The sequence below is a fragment of the Coleofasciculus sp. G1-WW12-02 genome (assembly GCF_040219735.1).
In the GTDB taxonomy this organism is placed as follows: Bacteria; Cyanobacteriota; Cyanobacteriia; order Cyanobacteriales; family Coleofasciculaceae; genus Coleofasciculus.
Window position 1 is genome coordinate 32,508 of sequence record NZ_JAVJRX010000073.1, and the last position, 14,722, is coordinate 47,229.

15 protein-coding genes and 1 pseudogene are annotated in these 14,722 nt (G+C 44.7%); 12 read left to right on the forward strand and 4 right to left on the reverse strand.

Going from position 1 to position 14,722, the window contains the following annotated elements; all coding sequences use genetic code 11:
• Positions 1-94: 94 nt before the first annotated feature.
• The 7 genes and pseudogenes from RID09_RS12770 (at position 95) to queF (ending at position 6,519) form a co-directional block, all read left to right on the forward strand.
• On the forward strand, positions 95-1,693 hold the full coding sequence (locus RID09_RS12770; RefSeq protein ID WP_446336328.1) for a S8 family serine peptidase: 1,599 nt from the start codon (positions 95-97) through the stop codon (positions 1,691-1,693).
• Between the two features lie 169 nt (positions 1,694-1,862).
• Positions 1,863-2,030, forward strand: a pseudogene (locus tag RID09_RS12775) (DUF433 domain-containing protein); the annotation flags it as partial.
• Between the two features lie 283 nt (positions 2,031-2,313).
• Entirely contained in the window at positions 2,314-3,585 is a 1,272-nt protein-coding gene (locus RID09_RS12780; RefSeq protein WP_446336313.1) for a serpin family protein, read from the forward strand.
• 128 nt (positions 3,586-3,713) lie between these two features.
• Positions 3,714-4,253 (forward strand): Uma2 family endonuclease, encoded by a 540-nt coding sequence (locus RID09_RS12785; RefSeq protein ID WP_446336314.1) that lies wholly within the window; start codon positions 3,714-3,716, stop codon positions 4,251-4,253.
• Positions 4,254-4,370: 117 nt separating this feature from the next.
• On the forward strand, positions 4,371-4,748 hold the full coding sequence (locus RID09_RS12790) for a phasin family protein (RefSeq protein ID WP_446336315.1): 378 nt from the start codon (positions 4,371-4,373) through the stop codon (positions 4,746-4,748).
• An 813-nt stretch (positions 4,749-5,561) separates the two neighbouring features.
• Complete coding sequence (locus RID09_RS12795; RefSeq protein WP_446336316.1) at positions 5,562-5,972, forward strand: hypothetical protein; 411 nt, start codon at positions 5,562-5,564, stop codon at positions 5,970-5,972.
• An 85-nt stretch (positions 5,973-6,057) separates the two neighbouring features.
• Positions 6,058-6,519, forward strand: a complete 462-nt coding sequence (gene queF, locus RID09_RS12800; protein ID WP_446336317.1) for a preQ(1) synthase — start codon at positions 6,058-6,060, stop codon at positions 6,517-6,519.
• Between the two features lie 30 nt (positions 6,520-6,549).
• Here queF and RID09_RS12805 read toward each other — a convergent pair whose 3' ends face one another.
• Complete coding sequence (locus tag RID09_RS12805; protein WP_446336318.1) at positions 6,550-6,744, reverse strand: hypothetical protein; 195 nt, start codon at positions 6,742-6,744, stop codon at positions 6,550-6,552.
• 125 nt (positions 6,745-6,869) lie between these two features.
• On the reverse strand, positions 6,870-8,198 hold the full coding sequence (locus RID09_RS12810) for a glucosyl-3-phosphoglycerate synthase (RefSeq protein ID WP_446336319.1): 1,329 nt from the start codon (positions 8,196-8,198) through the stop codon (positions 6,870-6,872).
• Positions 8,199-8,689: 491 nt separating this feature from the next.
• Between RID09_RS12810 and RID09_RS12815 the strand changes: the two genes are divergently transcribed.
• The 3 genes from RID09_RS12815 to RID09_RS12825 all read left to right on the forward strand — a co-directional run bounded on the left by RID09_RS12815 (position 8,690) and on the right by RID09_RS12825 (position 11,653).
• Positions 8,690-9,514: a DUF1206 domain-containing protein gene (locus tag RID09_RS12815; RefSeq protein WP_446336320.1), complete on the forward strand. Its 825-nt coding sequence runs from the start codon at positions 8,690-8,692 to the stop codon at positions 9,512-9,514.
• A 106-nt stretch (positions 9,515-9,620) separates the two neighbouring features.
• Positions 9,621-10,031 (forward strand): potassium channel family protein, encoded by a 411-nt coding sequence (locus RID09_RS12820; protein WP_446336321.1) that lies wholly within the window; start codon positions 9,621-9,623, stop codon positions 10,029-10,031.
• Positions 10,032-10,201: 170 nt separating this feature from the next.
• Positions 10,202-11,653 (forward strand): TrkH family potassium uptake protein, encoded by a 1,452-nt coding sequence (locus RID09_RS12825; protein ID WP_446336329.1) that lies wholly within the window; start codon positions 10,202-10,204, stop codon positions 11,651-11,653.
• Between the two features lie 98 nt (positions 11,654-11,751).
• Here RID09_RS12825 and RID09_RS12830 read toward each other — a convergent pair whose 3' ends face one another.
• The gene (locus RID09_RS12830; protein ID WP_446336322.1) at positions 11,752-11,934 is read right to left on the reverse strand and encodes a CsbD family protein; all 183 of its coding nucleotides are present in this window, start codon (positions 11,932-11,934) and stop codon (positions 11,752-11,754) included.
• Positions 11,935-12,175: 241 nt separating this feature from the next.
• On the opposite strand from RID09_RS12830, the gene RID09_RS12835 reads away from it, so the two are divergent.
• Positions 12,176-13,078: a YegS/Rv2252/BmrU family lipid kinase gene (locus RID09_RS12835; RefSeq protein WP_446336323.1), complete on the forward strand. Its 903-nt coding sequence runs from the start codon at positions 12,176-12,178 to the stop codon at positions 13,076-13,078.
• Between the two features lie 313 nt (positions 13,079-13,391).
• Here the strand turns inward: RID09_RS12835 and RID09_RS12840 are convergent, their stop codons facing one another.
• Entirely contained in the window at positions 13,392-13,565 is a 174-nt protein-coding gene (locus RID09_RS12840) for a YqaE/Pmp3 family membrane protein (protein ID WP_446336324.1), read from the reverse strand.
• A 455-nt stretch (positions 13,566-14,020) separates the two neighbouring features.
• Between RID09_RS12840 and RID09_RS12845 the strand changes: the two genes are divergently transcribed.
• Complete coding sequence (locus tag RID09_RS12845) at positions 14,021-14,383, forward strand: phage holin family protein (protein ID WP_446336325.1); 363 nt, start codon at positions 14,021-14,023, stop codon at positions 14,381-14,383.
• Positions 14,384-14,722 lie beyond the last annotated feature (339 nt).

Genomic DNA, 14,722 nt, shown 5'->3' on the forward strand with positions numbered 1-14,722 from the left:
GCGCGTTCTGCACAAACGTTATCATTAGTAGCAAGAAGTGGCTAAACCCACCCCGACAAAACTATATTTCAAGTTAGGAGAACCTGCCTTGGCTATGCGGTCGCTGATCAAAAAACTGGGATGGATGATTGGAGGTGTGGGACTCTCTACCCTGACCACCCCAATCTTAGCGTCACCGATTTCGATTGGAGAAGCCGGAATTGATGCGTTGCGACTCCATGCTCCCCCCTACAACTTGAGAGGTCATAAAATAGCCATCGGTCAAGTGGAAATCGGTAGACCGGGCTTATTTGGCGTTGATAAAGCTGTATCTTGGAATCCCGCGATCGCACTTGAGCGGGTTTTTTATCGCGATCTACCCGCGAAAGCAGATACAGATGTGGATACCCATGCAGCAATGGTGGCGGGTGTCATGGTCAGTAATGATAAAACCTTACCCGGAGTTGCACCGGGTGCTAAACTCTACGCCTCGGCTGTCGGTTCCCCCATCCGCAGTGGACAGCCAGAAGAATGCCTTTCAGCCCAGCACGTTGCTCAGCAAAATAGTGGTGATGTTCGGGCAATTAACTTCAGTTTTGGTGAATCGCTGCAACGAGATGCCAGAGGTTCACAAGCGACGCTCGATGGCAATGCCCTGTTAACAAAATGTATTGATTGGTCGGCTCGGACTCATGATGTTCTCTACGTCATTGCAGGCAACCAAGGCAAAGGTGGCATTCCCATTCCCACCGATCACTATAACGGGATCACCACAGCCTACACCACCCAACGACAAGGACAATTTACGAAGGTAGACTTTGCCAACTTAAGTGATCTGCCAGAAGGCATTGGTCGGCGTTTAATTCAACGGGAAATTAATCAGGGAACTCGCCGTGCCATTAATTTAGTCGCGCCAGGGAGTAATATATCAGTCTACGACCTGGATGGAAAAATTGTCGAAGTGAGTGGGACAAGTTTCGCCGCGCCTCATATTACCGCCTCAGTCGCCCTAATTCAAGAATTCGGCGATCGCCAACTCCACGCCAATCAACCCCAATGGACGACCGATTCAAGACGCCATGAAGTGATGAAAGCGGTGTTACTCAACTCCGCCGATAAAATTCAAGACAAGGGGGATGGGTTGCATCTAGGAATGAACCGCACCCTGTTGAGCAAAGAGAATGACACTTGGTTAGAATCGGATGCTTATCTTGATGCCAAAATTCCCCTAGATATACAAATGGGAACCGGACACCTGAATGTTTTCCGCGCCTATGAGCAATTTAGTCCGGGTCAGTGGAGTTCAACGGGGGCTGTACCGCCCGTGGGTTGGGATTATAGTTCAGTTAAGACTAAAACGTTTCAAGATTATGTCTTAGAAAAACCTTTAAAGGCAGAGAGTTATGTGGCATTGACGCTAACGTGGGATCGCTTAGTTGAGTTAAAAGATGAGAATGGAAATGAGGTGTATGACGTTGGCGAAAGTTTTCGCGATCGCGGCTTGAATAATCTCGACCTTTACCTCATGCCGATTGATGAAAACGATACCCGTAAAAGCGCCTGTGCTTCTGTAAGTGAAGTGGATAGTGTGGAACATATATTCTGCCCTGTTCCGGCTTCAGGTCGCTATAAAATTCGGGTTCAGTATCGTCAAAAGGAAAATGAAGAATCCCAACCCTACGGCTTAGCCTGGTGGACAGTACCCGAAAGATAGAATCTTTGCTCCAACACTATGCCTAGTCAGGCATGGCGTCTGTGTAGGGGCGGGTTTCACGACTATCTTTTACTACCTCGCTCAGATGTGAATAAACCCGCCCCGATCAAGGTTTATTGAGAAATAAACCCAGTATGACCACCATTTTTACGCCAGAAAAAACTGTGGAACCATCACTTTAGCTGATGTGTACGCTGCCTTGGTATATTATCACGATCATCGAGAAGAAATTAGACAGCAAATTCGAGAGGATAAAGCGTTTGCCCAAAAATTACAGGCAAAAACATCTTCTTTAGTTCAGCAGAAATTAAGGAATCGAAATGGCGGACGAACATAATTCGGTTCCACTTGGATAAAAATATCAGCCATGCGATCGCTTTGTGACATTAGGGGCGAGAATATAGAGCAGCCCAAGCCAGTTGAGCGGATTCCCATTGTTAATACCAAATCCGGGTTAGCTACCCCCGTTATAACCCAGTCCGCGCAGGCGGACTTAGTTTGTGTAGCAGCGATTTCAATCACCTCCTCTTGCTGATTCGTTACCAAAACAGCAACCTGTGGAACACCTCTAACCCAAATCAGTCATCCTTAAATAGAACATGGGTTATCGAGGTATACTAATGAATCAAAAGACACTCCGTTGCACAGGGATTATCGCCGCAGGTATCGTTTTAGCCGGATTACTAGCCGGGTTAATCAGCCAAAAAATCAATGCCCAAAACTCCCCAAACCCTCAAAAGCCAGAGTTAACCGCACAGCAACCTAATCCGTCTGTGGATACCAAAATCGTTGAAGCTAATACCAAATTTGGCTTTAAATTATTTTCTGAGATTCTTCAGCAAGATAGCAATAAGAACGTTTTTATCTCCCCAAACAGCGTCGCGATCGCGCTAGCCATGACGTACAATGGTGCGAACGGCGAAACCCAAGCGGCTATGGCAAAAGCGCTAGAACTTCAAGGAATGAGTTTAGCAGAAATTAACCAGGCAAATGAAGCATTAAAAACTACTTTAGAAAACGCCGATTCTGACATTCAGCTATCCATCGCTAACTCGCTTTGGGCAAGACAAGGTATCTCATTTAAACCCGACTTCCTGCAACGCAATCAGGAATTCTATGATGCTCAAGTAACCGATCTAGATTTTGCTAACCCTGAAGCCAAACGTATCATCAATAACTGGGTCAAGGAAAATACTAACGACAAAATACCGCAAATTATTGGCGAAATCAAACCCGATGATATTCTATTTTTGATCAATGCTATCTATTTTAAAGGCAATTGGACGGAGCAATTTGATAAAGGAAAAACGGTAGAGCGTTCCTTTTATTTAGCCGATGGAACTCAGAAACAACACCCGATGATGTCTCAATCGGGAGAGTATCAATATTATGAAGATGACAGCGTACAAGCCATCGGTTTACCTTACGGTGAAGGACGGCTGAGTTTCTATGTCTTCCTCCCCCGTGAAAATGTGAGTCTAGATACCTTTGAGCAGCAACTCACTCCAGAAAATTGGCAACAATGGATGAATCAGTTCGGTAAACGGGATGGCTCAATTGTACTACCTCGCTTTAAATTGGAGTACGAAATTCAACTCAACGAAGCCTTAAAAGCCCTGGGGATGGACGTTGCTTTTGATCGTCAGGCTGATTTTTCTAATATGACGGAAGAAGATGTTTTAATTAATGAAGTCAAGCATAAAACCTTTGTGGAAGTGAATGAAGAAGGTACAGAAGCAGCAGCAGCGACTTCTATTGGCATGGTTCTCACCTCTGCGACTATTCCCCAAACCCCCTTTCAGATGGTGGTTGACCGTCCCTTTTTCTGTGCGATTCGCGATAATCAAACGGGAACGATTTTATTCATGGGTTCCATTCGAGAACCCAAGTAGAAACCAGAAATATCAATGTAGCTTGCTGGCTTAAAGCTCGTTCCATTCAGGTTAGAGTTGTTGTTTTTGGATAAATTAGTAGAAAATAGGGAAATACTCGAAAATGTAATCAGGAAGGGGAAATAATAATGGGAACGGCAACTCTTGTCCCGAACCAGTTCTCACTGGACGACTTTATGGTCAATCCTCCTGAGAAAATGGAGTGGGTGAATGGTCAACTGGTGGAAAAAAACGGTATGACACTCAAACATGGTGAAATTCAACTGAAGCTAGGTCGTTACTGGGACGATTATAAGGAGTCCAGTGGACAAGGTGGAAAAGTTTATACTGACGTGCCTTGTCGCACCAATAAGCAGGGACGTTCTCCGGATGTGGCATATCTGACCCCGGAACTGGTGGCGCAGTTTGGTAATGTGGCTACGTTGCCTCAGAGTTTTCCCTTGTGTGCTGAGATTGTTTCACCAACGGATATAGCCGAAACGGTGTTGCTAAAAGCACAGGAGTATTTAGAGTCGGGGGGTGAAGAAGTTTGGCTGGTGTTTCCGGAGAGCCGCTGGGTGATGGTGATGACGGAAAATCAGGGGTTGATGTTTACATCGGGTCAAGTTGTGAGTACACAGAAAGTCTTACGGGGTTTTACCCTGTCCGTGGATGAATTGTTGGCGTAAACGGCATCCTTTCCCATCCCCTCATGTTTCTCTATACACTATAGAAGTAGGCATTTTGCCAGCGTCACTCGTATCCTAGAAAAGGGTTCTTGCGTACTTGAAGGAGCATCAGTTATTATGCCTGACTTCGGAAATCTGGTTCAAAAAGCGTTTTATCTGGGTGTTGGTTTAGCCTCGTATGCGAGTGAGAGAGCCGGGGGAACAATCGGGGAACTGCGAACTCAAGCTCAAAAGCTGGCAGATGAACTGGTGGCTCGTGGTGAAATGACCACTGAAGAAGCTCGCAAGATGGTTGATGATATGGTGCAACAAGCTCAACAGCAGCAGCAATCGGCTCAACCTCCGCAACCCGACAAGACGGGAACTGAACCCCGCCGGATTGAAATTATTTCTGACGACGAGGAGCAAACCGCTAGCGAAGAGCAGAATATTGACGCTATGCGCCAACAGGTTCAGGCGATGCAAGAGGAACTGCGTCGGCTCAAGCGGGAATAATAGAGCCATGTAGAGACGTGCCATGGCACGTCTGGAAACAGGGAGAGAATCAGTCCCTACATTTAAATAAGTGAAAACGTGCAAATTTAACGTAATCGCGGAAGTCCTCACCCTCAACAATAGTAGGGTGAGGATGGACAGCGGAAAATTGAGGCACGAAATTTCCAAATTACATGATTTAAACTCTATTTTTTAGTGTTATAATAACAGTAACCCTCCTAGGTCTACATGGTAATGCATGGGCTAAAGATGGTTGGGCTAGGTGTGATAGAGATGTAGTCCTTGCGCGTTAATGAACTCGACCACCGTTCGTGAAAGCGTCCAGAAAAGAATAGCGCAAGATGTCTAATGGCATTATCCGGTTAGAACTCTAACCATAAACCGCGAAAACCAAGCGGACTAACAAAATATCACTGTCTGCGGGAGGCGGACGGCTGCCTGTTGATGCTGAGTAAGACCATCACCGGATTTAGTTCCGGACTTTCTCGTTGCTGAAAGTACCCAACGTGGCATCGGCGGATGAAACGGGAAATCCCGTTCGCGTAAGCGTGGCGTAAGCCAAGACGAATAAAACCGTCCTTGTTTTTAGAAGTTGGAAGCTCCAACTTCTAAAAACAAGTTGGGGTACTTCACTACACGACAGCTTAATCTAACTTGTGTGGGTGGTGGTGTCGGCAAAAACTATTCGACTCAACCCCTCACGATTAGCTATTGTTGTACTATCCTAAACAAACACCTCCCTTAGCCATGACCTGACCTCTAGCTAAGCGAGGATTTGCCCAACTAGGAGAAGTTTTTACTATCCGTTCCCCTATGGATGAGTGGTCTAAAAGTTTTTTGGAATCCCTGGAATCATTGGTAGATATAGTCGATGAGGTTGTCGTGGAAATTGCGGATATCATCGAAGACTTTGCTGAAGAATGGCAAAATACCATTGGTGCAGAAATAGATAAATGCTTAGAGGATATCTTTGAACCAATTCTTGAGATCTATTTGGAGTATGACGAGATAGATATTACTAATGAGCCTGACATGGGCTTTACCTATCCCGTAGATCCCACACCCGAACGACATCCTGCTTGTATCGGTTGTAGTCATTACCACGGTCAAGTCTACGGGGGAAATTTATTAGTCTGTGGAATGCATCCCTATGGTTGGGATGGTGAAAATTGCCCAGACTGGGAATCGAATCCTTCAATCTATGATGACTTTAACCCGTTTTAGCTTATCGGCGAGAAGCCTCACAAGCTGCACTTTTGTCATGGGTAAATAACAAATAACACATAACAAATAATCCTCTTCGCTGCTTATGACTTATCCCCCAACTCAGAACTCTGCTGTCTCAGATGCACCGACGATGAAATATGGCGAACGTGCCATTACTGAGGGACAGCTAATCACGTTCCCTAATCCTCGGATTGGGCGTCGTTACAAAATTGATATCACGTTGCCAGAATTTACCTGTAAATGCCCCTTTTCAGGTTATCCCGACTTTGCCACCATCCATATCCGCTACGTTCCCAATGAGCGGGTGGTAGAACTCAAAGCGATTAAACTGTATATCAATAGTTTCCGCGATCGCTATATTTCTCACGAAGAATCTGTCAATCAAATTTTGGATGATTTTGTAGAAGCCTGTGACCCCTTAGAAGTCACGATCAAAGGCGATTTTGCCCCACGGGGGAATGTACACACCGTCATCGAAGTCCAACACCAGAAAGAGGAGAAGCAGAAGAAGCCGAAAAAGCAAAAGAAGCATGAGAAGAATTAGATCCTTGACGTCTTGAAGAAGATAAAAGTATCAATTACGATTTTCCGGATTTGTTGGTTCTCCTGATAACTCTGGTGAGGCTGAAGGGGGTGGAACCAACTCTGGAGTCAACGGCGAAGCAGGTGGAGAGGGTGAGGCGGGTGAGACATTGGATGGAGATACAGAAGATTCAGAGGGCGTGCGGAATGCCCACCAAATCGCTAGGGCTAGGATACGCGATCGCACTTACGGCGGCTCCTATCTTGATCCAGGTGTATCGAGTATGGGGTGTAAGAGATGTCACTATTTGAGTCTCTTACTACCCAAACTAAACCTACCGACTCAACCGATGAAACTATCTACAAATCCATTTAACGAGATATAGGAATTCCGACGCCGTTTTTCAATTCTAGGGTTTGTGCTGGCAATGCTGGCGACTCAAAATGCAAGGGATTTACCCTCTCAGATGTCAGAGTTGACGCTAAAAATTGGGCGGTAACTTGAGCAACATCCTGTTGAACACAATAGATGAGTCGTTCGCGTAGATCAGGCATAACCGCTAATGCTCTTGTCCAATCTGGAATCTGAGCGCCTACTGGATCATTAAAATACTGCTCACCTGCGTGTAAAATAACCTGTTCAAAACATTCGATCGCGATTTCCTCTTGGTGGCGATCATAGAGTAAATCGTTGAAGCGAGCATCGAGAAAATACTTATGGGTGAAGCTTTGAGCTTCCTGGCGGAATTTGACGCGCAGCGCATGGATATGATCCATGGTAATCACCACTTGTTCAGTTTCGGTTAAGGTTCGCAGGATGGAACAGAAAATATCGCGACACATTTTTTGCAACCCCGAATTCACATCTTGACCCAAGGGTTGATGTTTATGGTCAAAAATACCTAAATCGATTTGGGCAATCTGTTTGGGTGCCGTAGTGCGATAAACTTCGGCGAGGAAGCCAATTTCTAAGCCCCAATTTGCCGGAATGCGCGTGTGTAGGGCTAAATCGCTAGTCAGGGCAAATTCACCGGCTAGAGGGTAGCGATAAGCACTCAGGTAGCGTAAGTAGTTCTTTTCGCCGAACACCTCCCTTAAAACATTGAGTAACGGCGCAACGAACAAACGCACCACTCGTCCATTAAAACTTTGGGGATAATTGCCTAAACGGGTATAGTAGGCTTTATTAAAGGCAATGCCGAATTCCTTATCCAGCAGGGGATAAAGCAGTTTGAGTGGATAGGAGCGGTCATAGGTAATAATATCAGCATCATGGAGTGCGATCGCATCAGCACTCAGAGACGCTACGCCTAACCCTAACCAAACCGCTAACCCCTTTCCCTTAAACTTCAGTAAATCCAGCCCCCTATCCCGCACATCGGCTAGAAGCTGAGTGACTCGTGGACTATTTTCCCAAAGAATTAGGGTAGTTTGCGGTAGGGTTTGAAAAAATTGTAAGGTTTTAGCATAATCAGTCACTGTTGGCGCATTCACACAAACGATAACAGTCTTGACGAAAGCGCAAGCGGCGAGATGATCACGAATTTTAGCTAACGCGGGTCTTTCGAGTTCCTCGTAGAGCGCTGGAATTAAGACAGCCGTGGGAGATTCATCACTTAAGCGGGTTAATCTGGTTAAGAGAGCATCCAGATTACAGCCAAAGTCGTGAATCGTTGTGATCAATTCTTGCTTATAGTCCATCAGACTAGGGACACCTCTGCACAACCGTCTGATTATTCAATTAATTTGAGAATTATGCTGTGATAATCTATACAAACTGGGAACAGGCTCGTAGTAGGCACGAAGCGTGCCATCAACCTACTCCTTTCGAGCTCTAAAAATACCTACACTCTTGAAGCAGGGGAAGCCGGGGGAGCAGAGGGAGCCGGGGAGAGGAAAATAGGTAATCTTCTACCGGGGAGGGAGTAGTTATTTCCCGATGATCTGTTTTGGAACGTTATGTCAACTATTTCGAGTTACGCATCAAGTGGTAACAAACTTGACTAAACCCGCCCTTGGGGGAGAAAAAATTAAATTAGAGCTAAGAGCGAGCAGTCTTGGAACCCACCCTCACCATTTTGGCATATAGAGTCAAGGGTAAAATTTCATCCCGGCGATAGATATAATTTTGCCTGTAAAATAGATAATATTTTTGCATTATCAAAGGGAATACTTTAGAGCAAAATATTCTTATGTCTCAAACACGGAATGCAGGTAACGAAAGTAGTTGGATTGAAAAATTAGCTATATTTGGGTACATAGCCAAAGGGATTGTATATGCCATTGTTGGCTTATTAGCGTTACAAGTAGCATTGGGCAACGGCGGGAAAACCACAGATACCAAAGGTGCTTTAAGCACAATTGCTGCCCAGCCATTCGGTCAGTTTATGTTAGCGGTAGTCGCCTTGGGTTTAATTGGATATGTAGTGTGGCGTTTCGTCCAAGCGATTCAAGACCCTGACCAGAGAGGCAAAAGTAATGATGCTGACGATATTGTCAGGCGTATTGGTTACGGAATTAGTGGTTTGATTTATGCAAGTTTAGCCTTCACTGCGATTCAAATCGTTGTGAAGGCGAATCAGAGTGCTAGCGGTGGAACTACAAAGCAAACTTGGACAGCCCGCCTGCTTGCCCAACCCTTTGGTCAGTGGTTAGTAGGTATAATTGGGGCAATTATTATTGGTTACGGCTTTTACCAATTCTATAAAGCTTACAAAGCTAAATTCCGCAAAAAAATGAAGTTGCATGAGATGAGTAATACTGAGGAAACATGGGCAACTCGTGCGGGAAGATTGGGTTTAGCGGCGCGGGGTGTAGTCTTTGTGATGATTGGTTTCTTTGCAATTCAGGCAGGTCTTCAGTATGATTCTAGTGAAGTCAGAGGACTCGATGGAGCGTTAGAAACACTGACTCGACAACCTTATGGAGCTTGGTTATTGGGAATTGTTGCCATTGGTTTAATTGCCTACGGAATTCACATGTTTGCCCAGGCACAATATCGGCGCATTCGAGTGTAAACTCACTACTATTTGGGATGGTCGAACCCATCGATCAAAACCTTTTTAGCTGAGTAAATTGCTGTCTGTTGTCTGTTATTGTTGTTTTTTTTATAGAACGAGTATCATGTACTTGATTGTCTTAGGCGCAGGACCGGAGGGGGCTAGCTTAATTGACTTAGCCCTCAAAGATGGTCATGAGGTCGCCCTGATTGAAGAAGATGTAGAACGAGCCAGAAAGGTTCTCAAAAGCCACGATATTAATGTATTTCAAGGGGATATTGCCAAGGCTGATCTCCTGGAGGAAGCCAGCGCGGATCGGGCTGATGCCCTGATCGCCGCCACGAGTGATGACTCCGCTAATCTCATGGCGATGTTTCTGGGCAAAGAGTACGAAATTAAGACACTGATTAGTATGGTCAATCATTCAAATCATCAGTCTCTTTTTGAACGTTTGGGAGTACATGTTCTCACTAATCCAGAAATGATTATTGCCAATTCTCTCTATCGGATGATGGAAGATTCTGACAATGACTAAAAAGTAACTCAAAACTCGGTCGGGGCGGGTTCATTCCTATCCGGGTGATGCAATAAACGATAATAGTGAAACCCGCCCCTACACAAAACTCAAACCTATTGGTTATCGTGAATCAACGTATTAAAACAATCCTGCGTAACGTAGGTTTATTTCTTCATGTCCCAGGAATTATGGCATTAGTGTCTCTACCTATCGCCATTTTGTTGGGTGAATATTATGCAATACTGCCCTTCTTCTGGACAGCATTAGCGTCATTAGCGGCGGGACAAGGGCTTTATCGTCTGTTTCGTCATGCAGAAGCCTCACGCCTACCTCATGCATTGGTGGCTGTTGCCCTCAGCTGGGGATTAATTCCCTTTTTTGGTGCTATCCCATTGATATTAATTGCATCTCATTTAGCTAATGTTACTCTTCCTTCCATGACTATGCTGAATTTACAGGAACCCTGGAATGCCCTATTTGAAGCGTTTTCCGGGTTTACCAGTACAGGACTAAGCATGGCACTGCGCTCGAGTGATTTGCCACGTAGTATCCAGTGGTGGCGTTCCTTTATGGAATGGATTGGCGGCGTGGGTGTGATTGTGTTGATGGTTTCAGTCTTAGAACCCAGTACTGATGCTTATCAACTTTACTATGCTGAAGGACGCCAGAAGCGAATTGGTTTAACTGTCCAAGAGACGGTACGTCACATTTGGTGGATTTATCTCCTATACACGGTGGTAAGTGTCGTCTGGTTGCGCTTAGTCGGAATGCCGTGGTGGGATGCGCTGAATCATGGCATGACTGGCATTTCAACGGGGGGGTTTGCCATAACTGATAATAGTATTGGTTCCTATAGTCCCCAAATCCAGTTAGCTGTTATCCCGATCATGATAGCAGGGGCGATTAGTTTTCCCATTCACTATCAACTGATTCGCCAGCGAAAGCTATCAGCATTCTGGCAAGATACTCAACATCGGGCGCTGTGGATACTGCTAGCTTTGGGTATCGTGGTGATGGTACTCGAAGACTATTGGTTTAGAGGTCAAATTTTTTGGATTGATAGTATATTCCAGTGGGCTTCAGCCTTGGGAACCTGTGGTTTTAGTACGACAAACTTACGATTGTGGAGTCCCACAACTAAACTCTTATTAACGTTCGCTATGATTTGCGGTGGGGCTTCCGGTTCTACAGTCGGTGGGTTAAAATTGACTCGAATTGTATCGTTGTTTAAGGGGATTGTGTGGCGCTTTCAACGCATTACCCTAAAACCCCATCAGATGATGCGTTATGTACTAGATGGCGAAGTCATTAAGGAAAATGAAGCGAATCGTCGGATTGAGTCGGCGGCTGTTCTGGCAATACTCTGGGTGAGTTCAATTGCGATTGGTGTTGTAGTTTTAGTCCATATCGTCACACCTCAGTATAGTTTAAGTGACATTATCTTTGAAGCCGCATCAGCCCTCGGAAGTGTCGGCTTATCTACTGGAATTACCCATCCTAATTTGCCTTGGCTAGGTAAGTTGACGTTGATTGTCTTGATGTGGATGGGACGTTTGGAGATTATTCCCGTACTGCTTTTGCTGTCTTGGCCCCTAGGTGGCTTAGGCAAGATGATTGGCAGAAAAATTCATCGGATGTAACAAAAATTACACAAGTTCCCTCTCCATGGTAGTAGGGGCAATTCATGAATTGCCCCTACTAGTAGCGTCTGCTTTGTCGGTAAATTTAGGCAAACAAATTAGTCAATTTTTTTCTTGATTTCCTCTTTGAGATTCTCTACCGAATGTCGCACTTGAGCTTCTGCTTGTTTCGCTTTACCTTCCGCTTTATCTTCTGGATCGCCCGTAATCTCTCCCATGGCTTCCTGGGCTTTCCCTTCAATATTTTTGGCTGTGGCTTTCATCCGATCTTCAGTACTCATAGTGATATAATTATGAAGTTCTACATCCTCAAGCATATCAAATCAGCTAGACTTGTACCTCTAGCTTGAGAAGTATTTCTTGAGGAATACGTATTTTTATAGATGGCATTGTTAATCAGGAGCTAATACAATATAATATGCTTAACTCCCTCGATCAATCAATTGAGCTTATTTTTCATTAAAGCACAGTAAAGCTCAAATAAAAGCCTGCATAATTTTTTTTAGGCAGTAATTACTCACTATGACTCGTTCCGCGTGCCTAATTTTTAATCCTGTTGCTGGTCAAAGAGACCCCGACGAAGATTTAAATAAAATCGTTAATATTTTGAAGCCAGAAATTGAACTCGATGTTCAATTCACCACGCCCGAAAAGGATGCGGAGCAACTGACGAAAACTGCCGTTGAGCAAGGTGTTCAGATGATCATCGCTTCTGGAGGTGACGGGACTCTCTCAGCTGCAGGTGGCGCAGTGGTAGAAACAGGTATCCCCTTGGGTATTATTCCCCGAGGGACGGCTAACGCCATTGCTGCAGCGTTGGGAATTCCTGACACGATTAAAGCAGCTTGTAAAATTATTTTAGAGGGAAAAACCAAGAAAATTGATGTAGCCCGATGTAATGGGAAGCCGATGGTACTGCTAGCCGGAATTGGTTTTGAAGCTAAAACAGTTGAAGATGCAGATCGAGAGCTAAAAAATAATTTTGGTATGCTAGCTTATGTCTTATCAGGACTACAAAAGCTCGGTGAGTTGGAACCTTTTGAGGCAAAGATTGAGACAGACGAGAATACCGTTACCATTACAGCAGGAGCAGTAACGATAGCCAATGCAGCACCGCCGACATCAATTTTAGCTCAAGGACCGGCTGGTATTGTTTATGACGATGGACTTCTTGATTTAACCGTCGTCACACCCAAAAATCAAGTCAATGCAATTAGCGCCTCTTATGAACTCTTGCTATCGGCTATTTTTGGGGAAAGTGCCAAACATGAGGCTATTAAGTATATCAGAACTCGCTACGTTAAAGTGACCGCGAAACCTCCCCAAAAAATTGCCCTGGATGGAGAAATTATTGGCGAAACTCCAATTGATGTGGAATGTATTCCTGGAGGTTTAACGATTTTTATGCCGACGCAGGAAGACTAATATTTGAGGGTATTCCTGATTGGCTAATAGAGGGGGATCATGTCAGGGAAAGCACATAATGTTCAAGAATAGCGATGGCGTTGGGTTACTCTACCCTTCGGGAACTCCAAAGGAGTACGAGAAGGCTGACGCTCCTTGCGTCGCTATCGCTGCGCGTCACACCTACGTACCTCAAACCAACCTACTCTCGTTGACATGCACCCAATAGAGGTGGCGAAAGACTACCATTCAAACAAGCTAAACTATTGGTTCAAAAAAAGATCGATATAAATAAAACAGACGTGCCATGGCACGTCTCTACAGGATGACGGTATTAGGCGTATCTTTCTTCATGTTTGACAATGACCCAAACCGCATGAATGGAACCCGGAAGCCAAGCTAACAGGGTCAACAAAATGTTAATAAAAAAGGCTGAACTAATTCCTGTGGTCAGAAAAACCCCCACCGGTGGAAGAAGGATTCCTAAAACTATTCGGAGTAATTTCATAATGATTACTAAAGTAAGTACGTTGGTTACTCTGTAAATAGTAACGGCTATAGTCGGTTATTAGCCTCCATCTGGAGAATGATTTTGTCGTAAAATGAAAATGCAAATACCATAAATTAAGTGCAGCATTGAAAGCCGGAAGCATTCTTATACTAGCTTTTGTGGGACTTGTACCTGGGAGCATGTCAGGGACAGCACAGAACTCTCAAGTAGGTTGGGTAGAGCGTAAGCGTTACCCAACGGGCTCTCCCTGGAGTTGGGTTTCGTTCCAAGGGTTCAACCTACTCTCGTTGACATGCTCCCCTTGTACCTCGCAAGGACCTAACCCACCTCAATTTATCAAGAAAGCCAATGTGACAGGCTGTAAAATCTATCTCTATAGAGATGACGAGCAGACATATAAAGATAGATAGTAACAGTAGTATTATTTAACGCTTACCAGCGAGGACAAATTTATGAAGGCATTCTTTTTTACCTTGTTAGCCACAGGCTTGAGCTTATTGGTTGTTGACTTAGTTGTTCCAGGGGTTGACCTAGCCACATTTCCGGCTGCTTTATTAGGTGCAGCATCCATTGGATTGGTGAATTCATTTATTAAGCCAATTCTGTCTGTACTATCTCTCCCCTTGAATATTGTGACACTCGGATTATTTTCTGTGGTGGTCAATGGATTATGTTTTTGGTTAGCCGCCGTGGCTGTACCTGGATTCACCGTTGGTGGTTTACCCGCGTTTATTCTTGGTCCGATTGTCCTATCTTTGGTTAATACCTTCTTGAGTAACTACTTTGCTCAACGAGAACCTGAACTTGAGGTGTAGTCAGGACAATGCTGTATTGAAGAGTCGCCACAGTACCACTTTTAGAGGATGGTCAACAACTCACCGCTAAGTTCTAGCGAACTATAGCGGGAGCTTGTGAAAACAGGCTCTAGTAACAGGCTCTAGTTGACCAGACTAAGTTCTACGAGAACTACGTTATTCAGCTCATGACACCCTAGTATACGTGCCAGTACCATCCTCTGTCGTACAGTTTTAAACAGGTGTAGAGAGTTAAGCCAGTGAGCTGTACCTAACAAGGTTGGATAACATTGTCGAGGCAAACTTTACCAGTAATGAGAGTCTCAAAGTAATGCGAGTTTTCGTTCTAGACAAAAACCT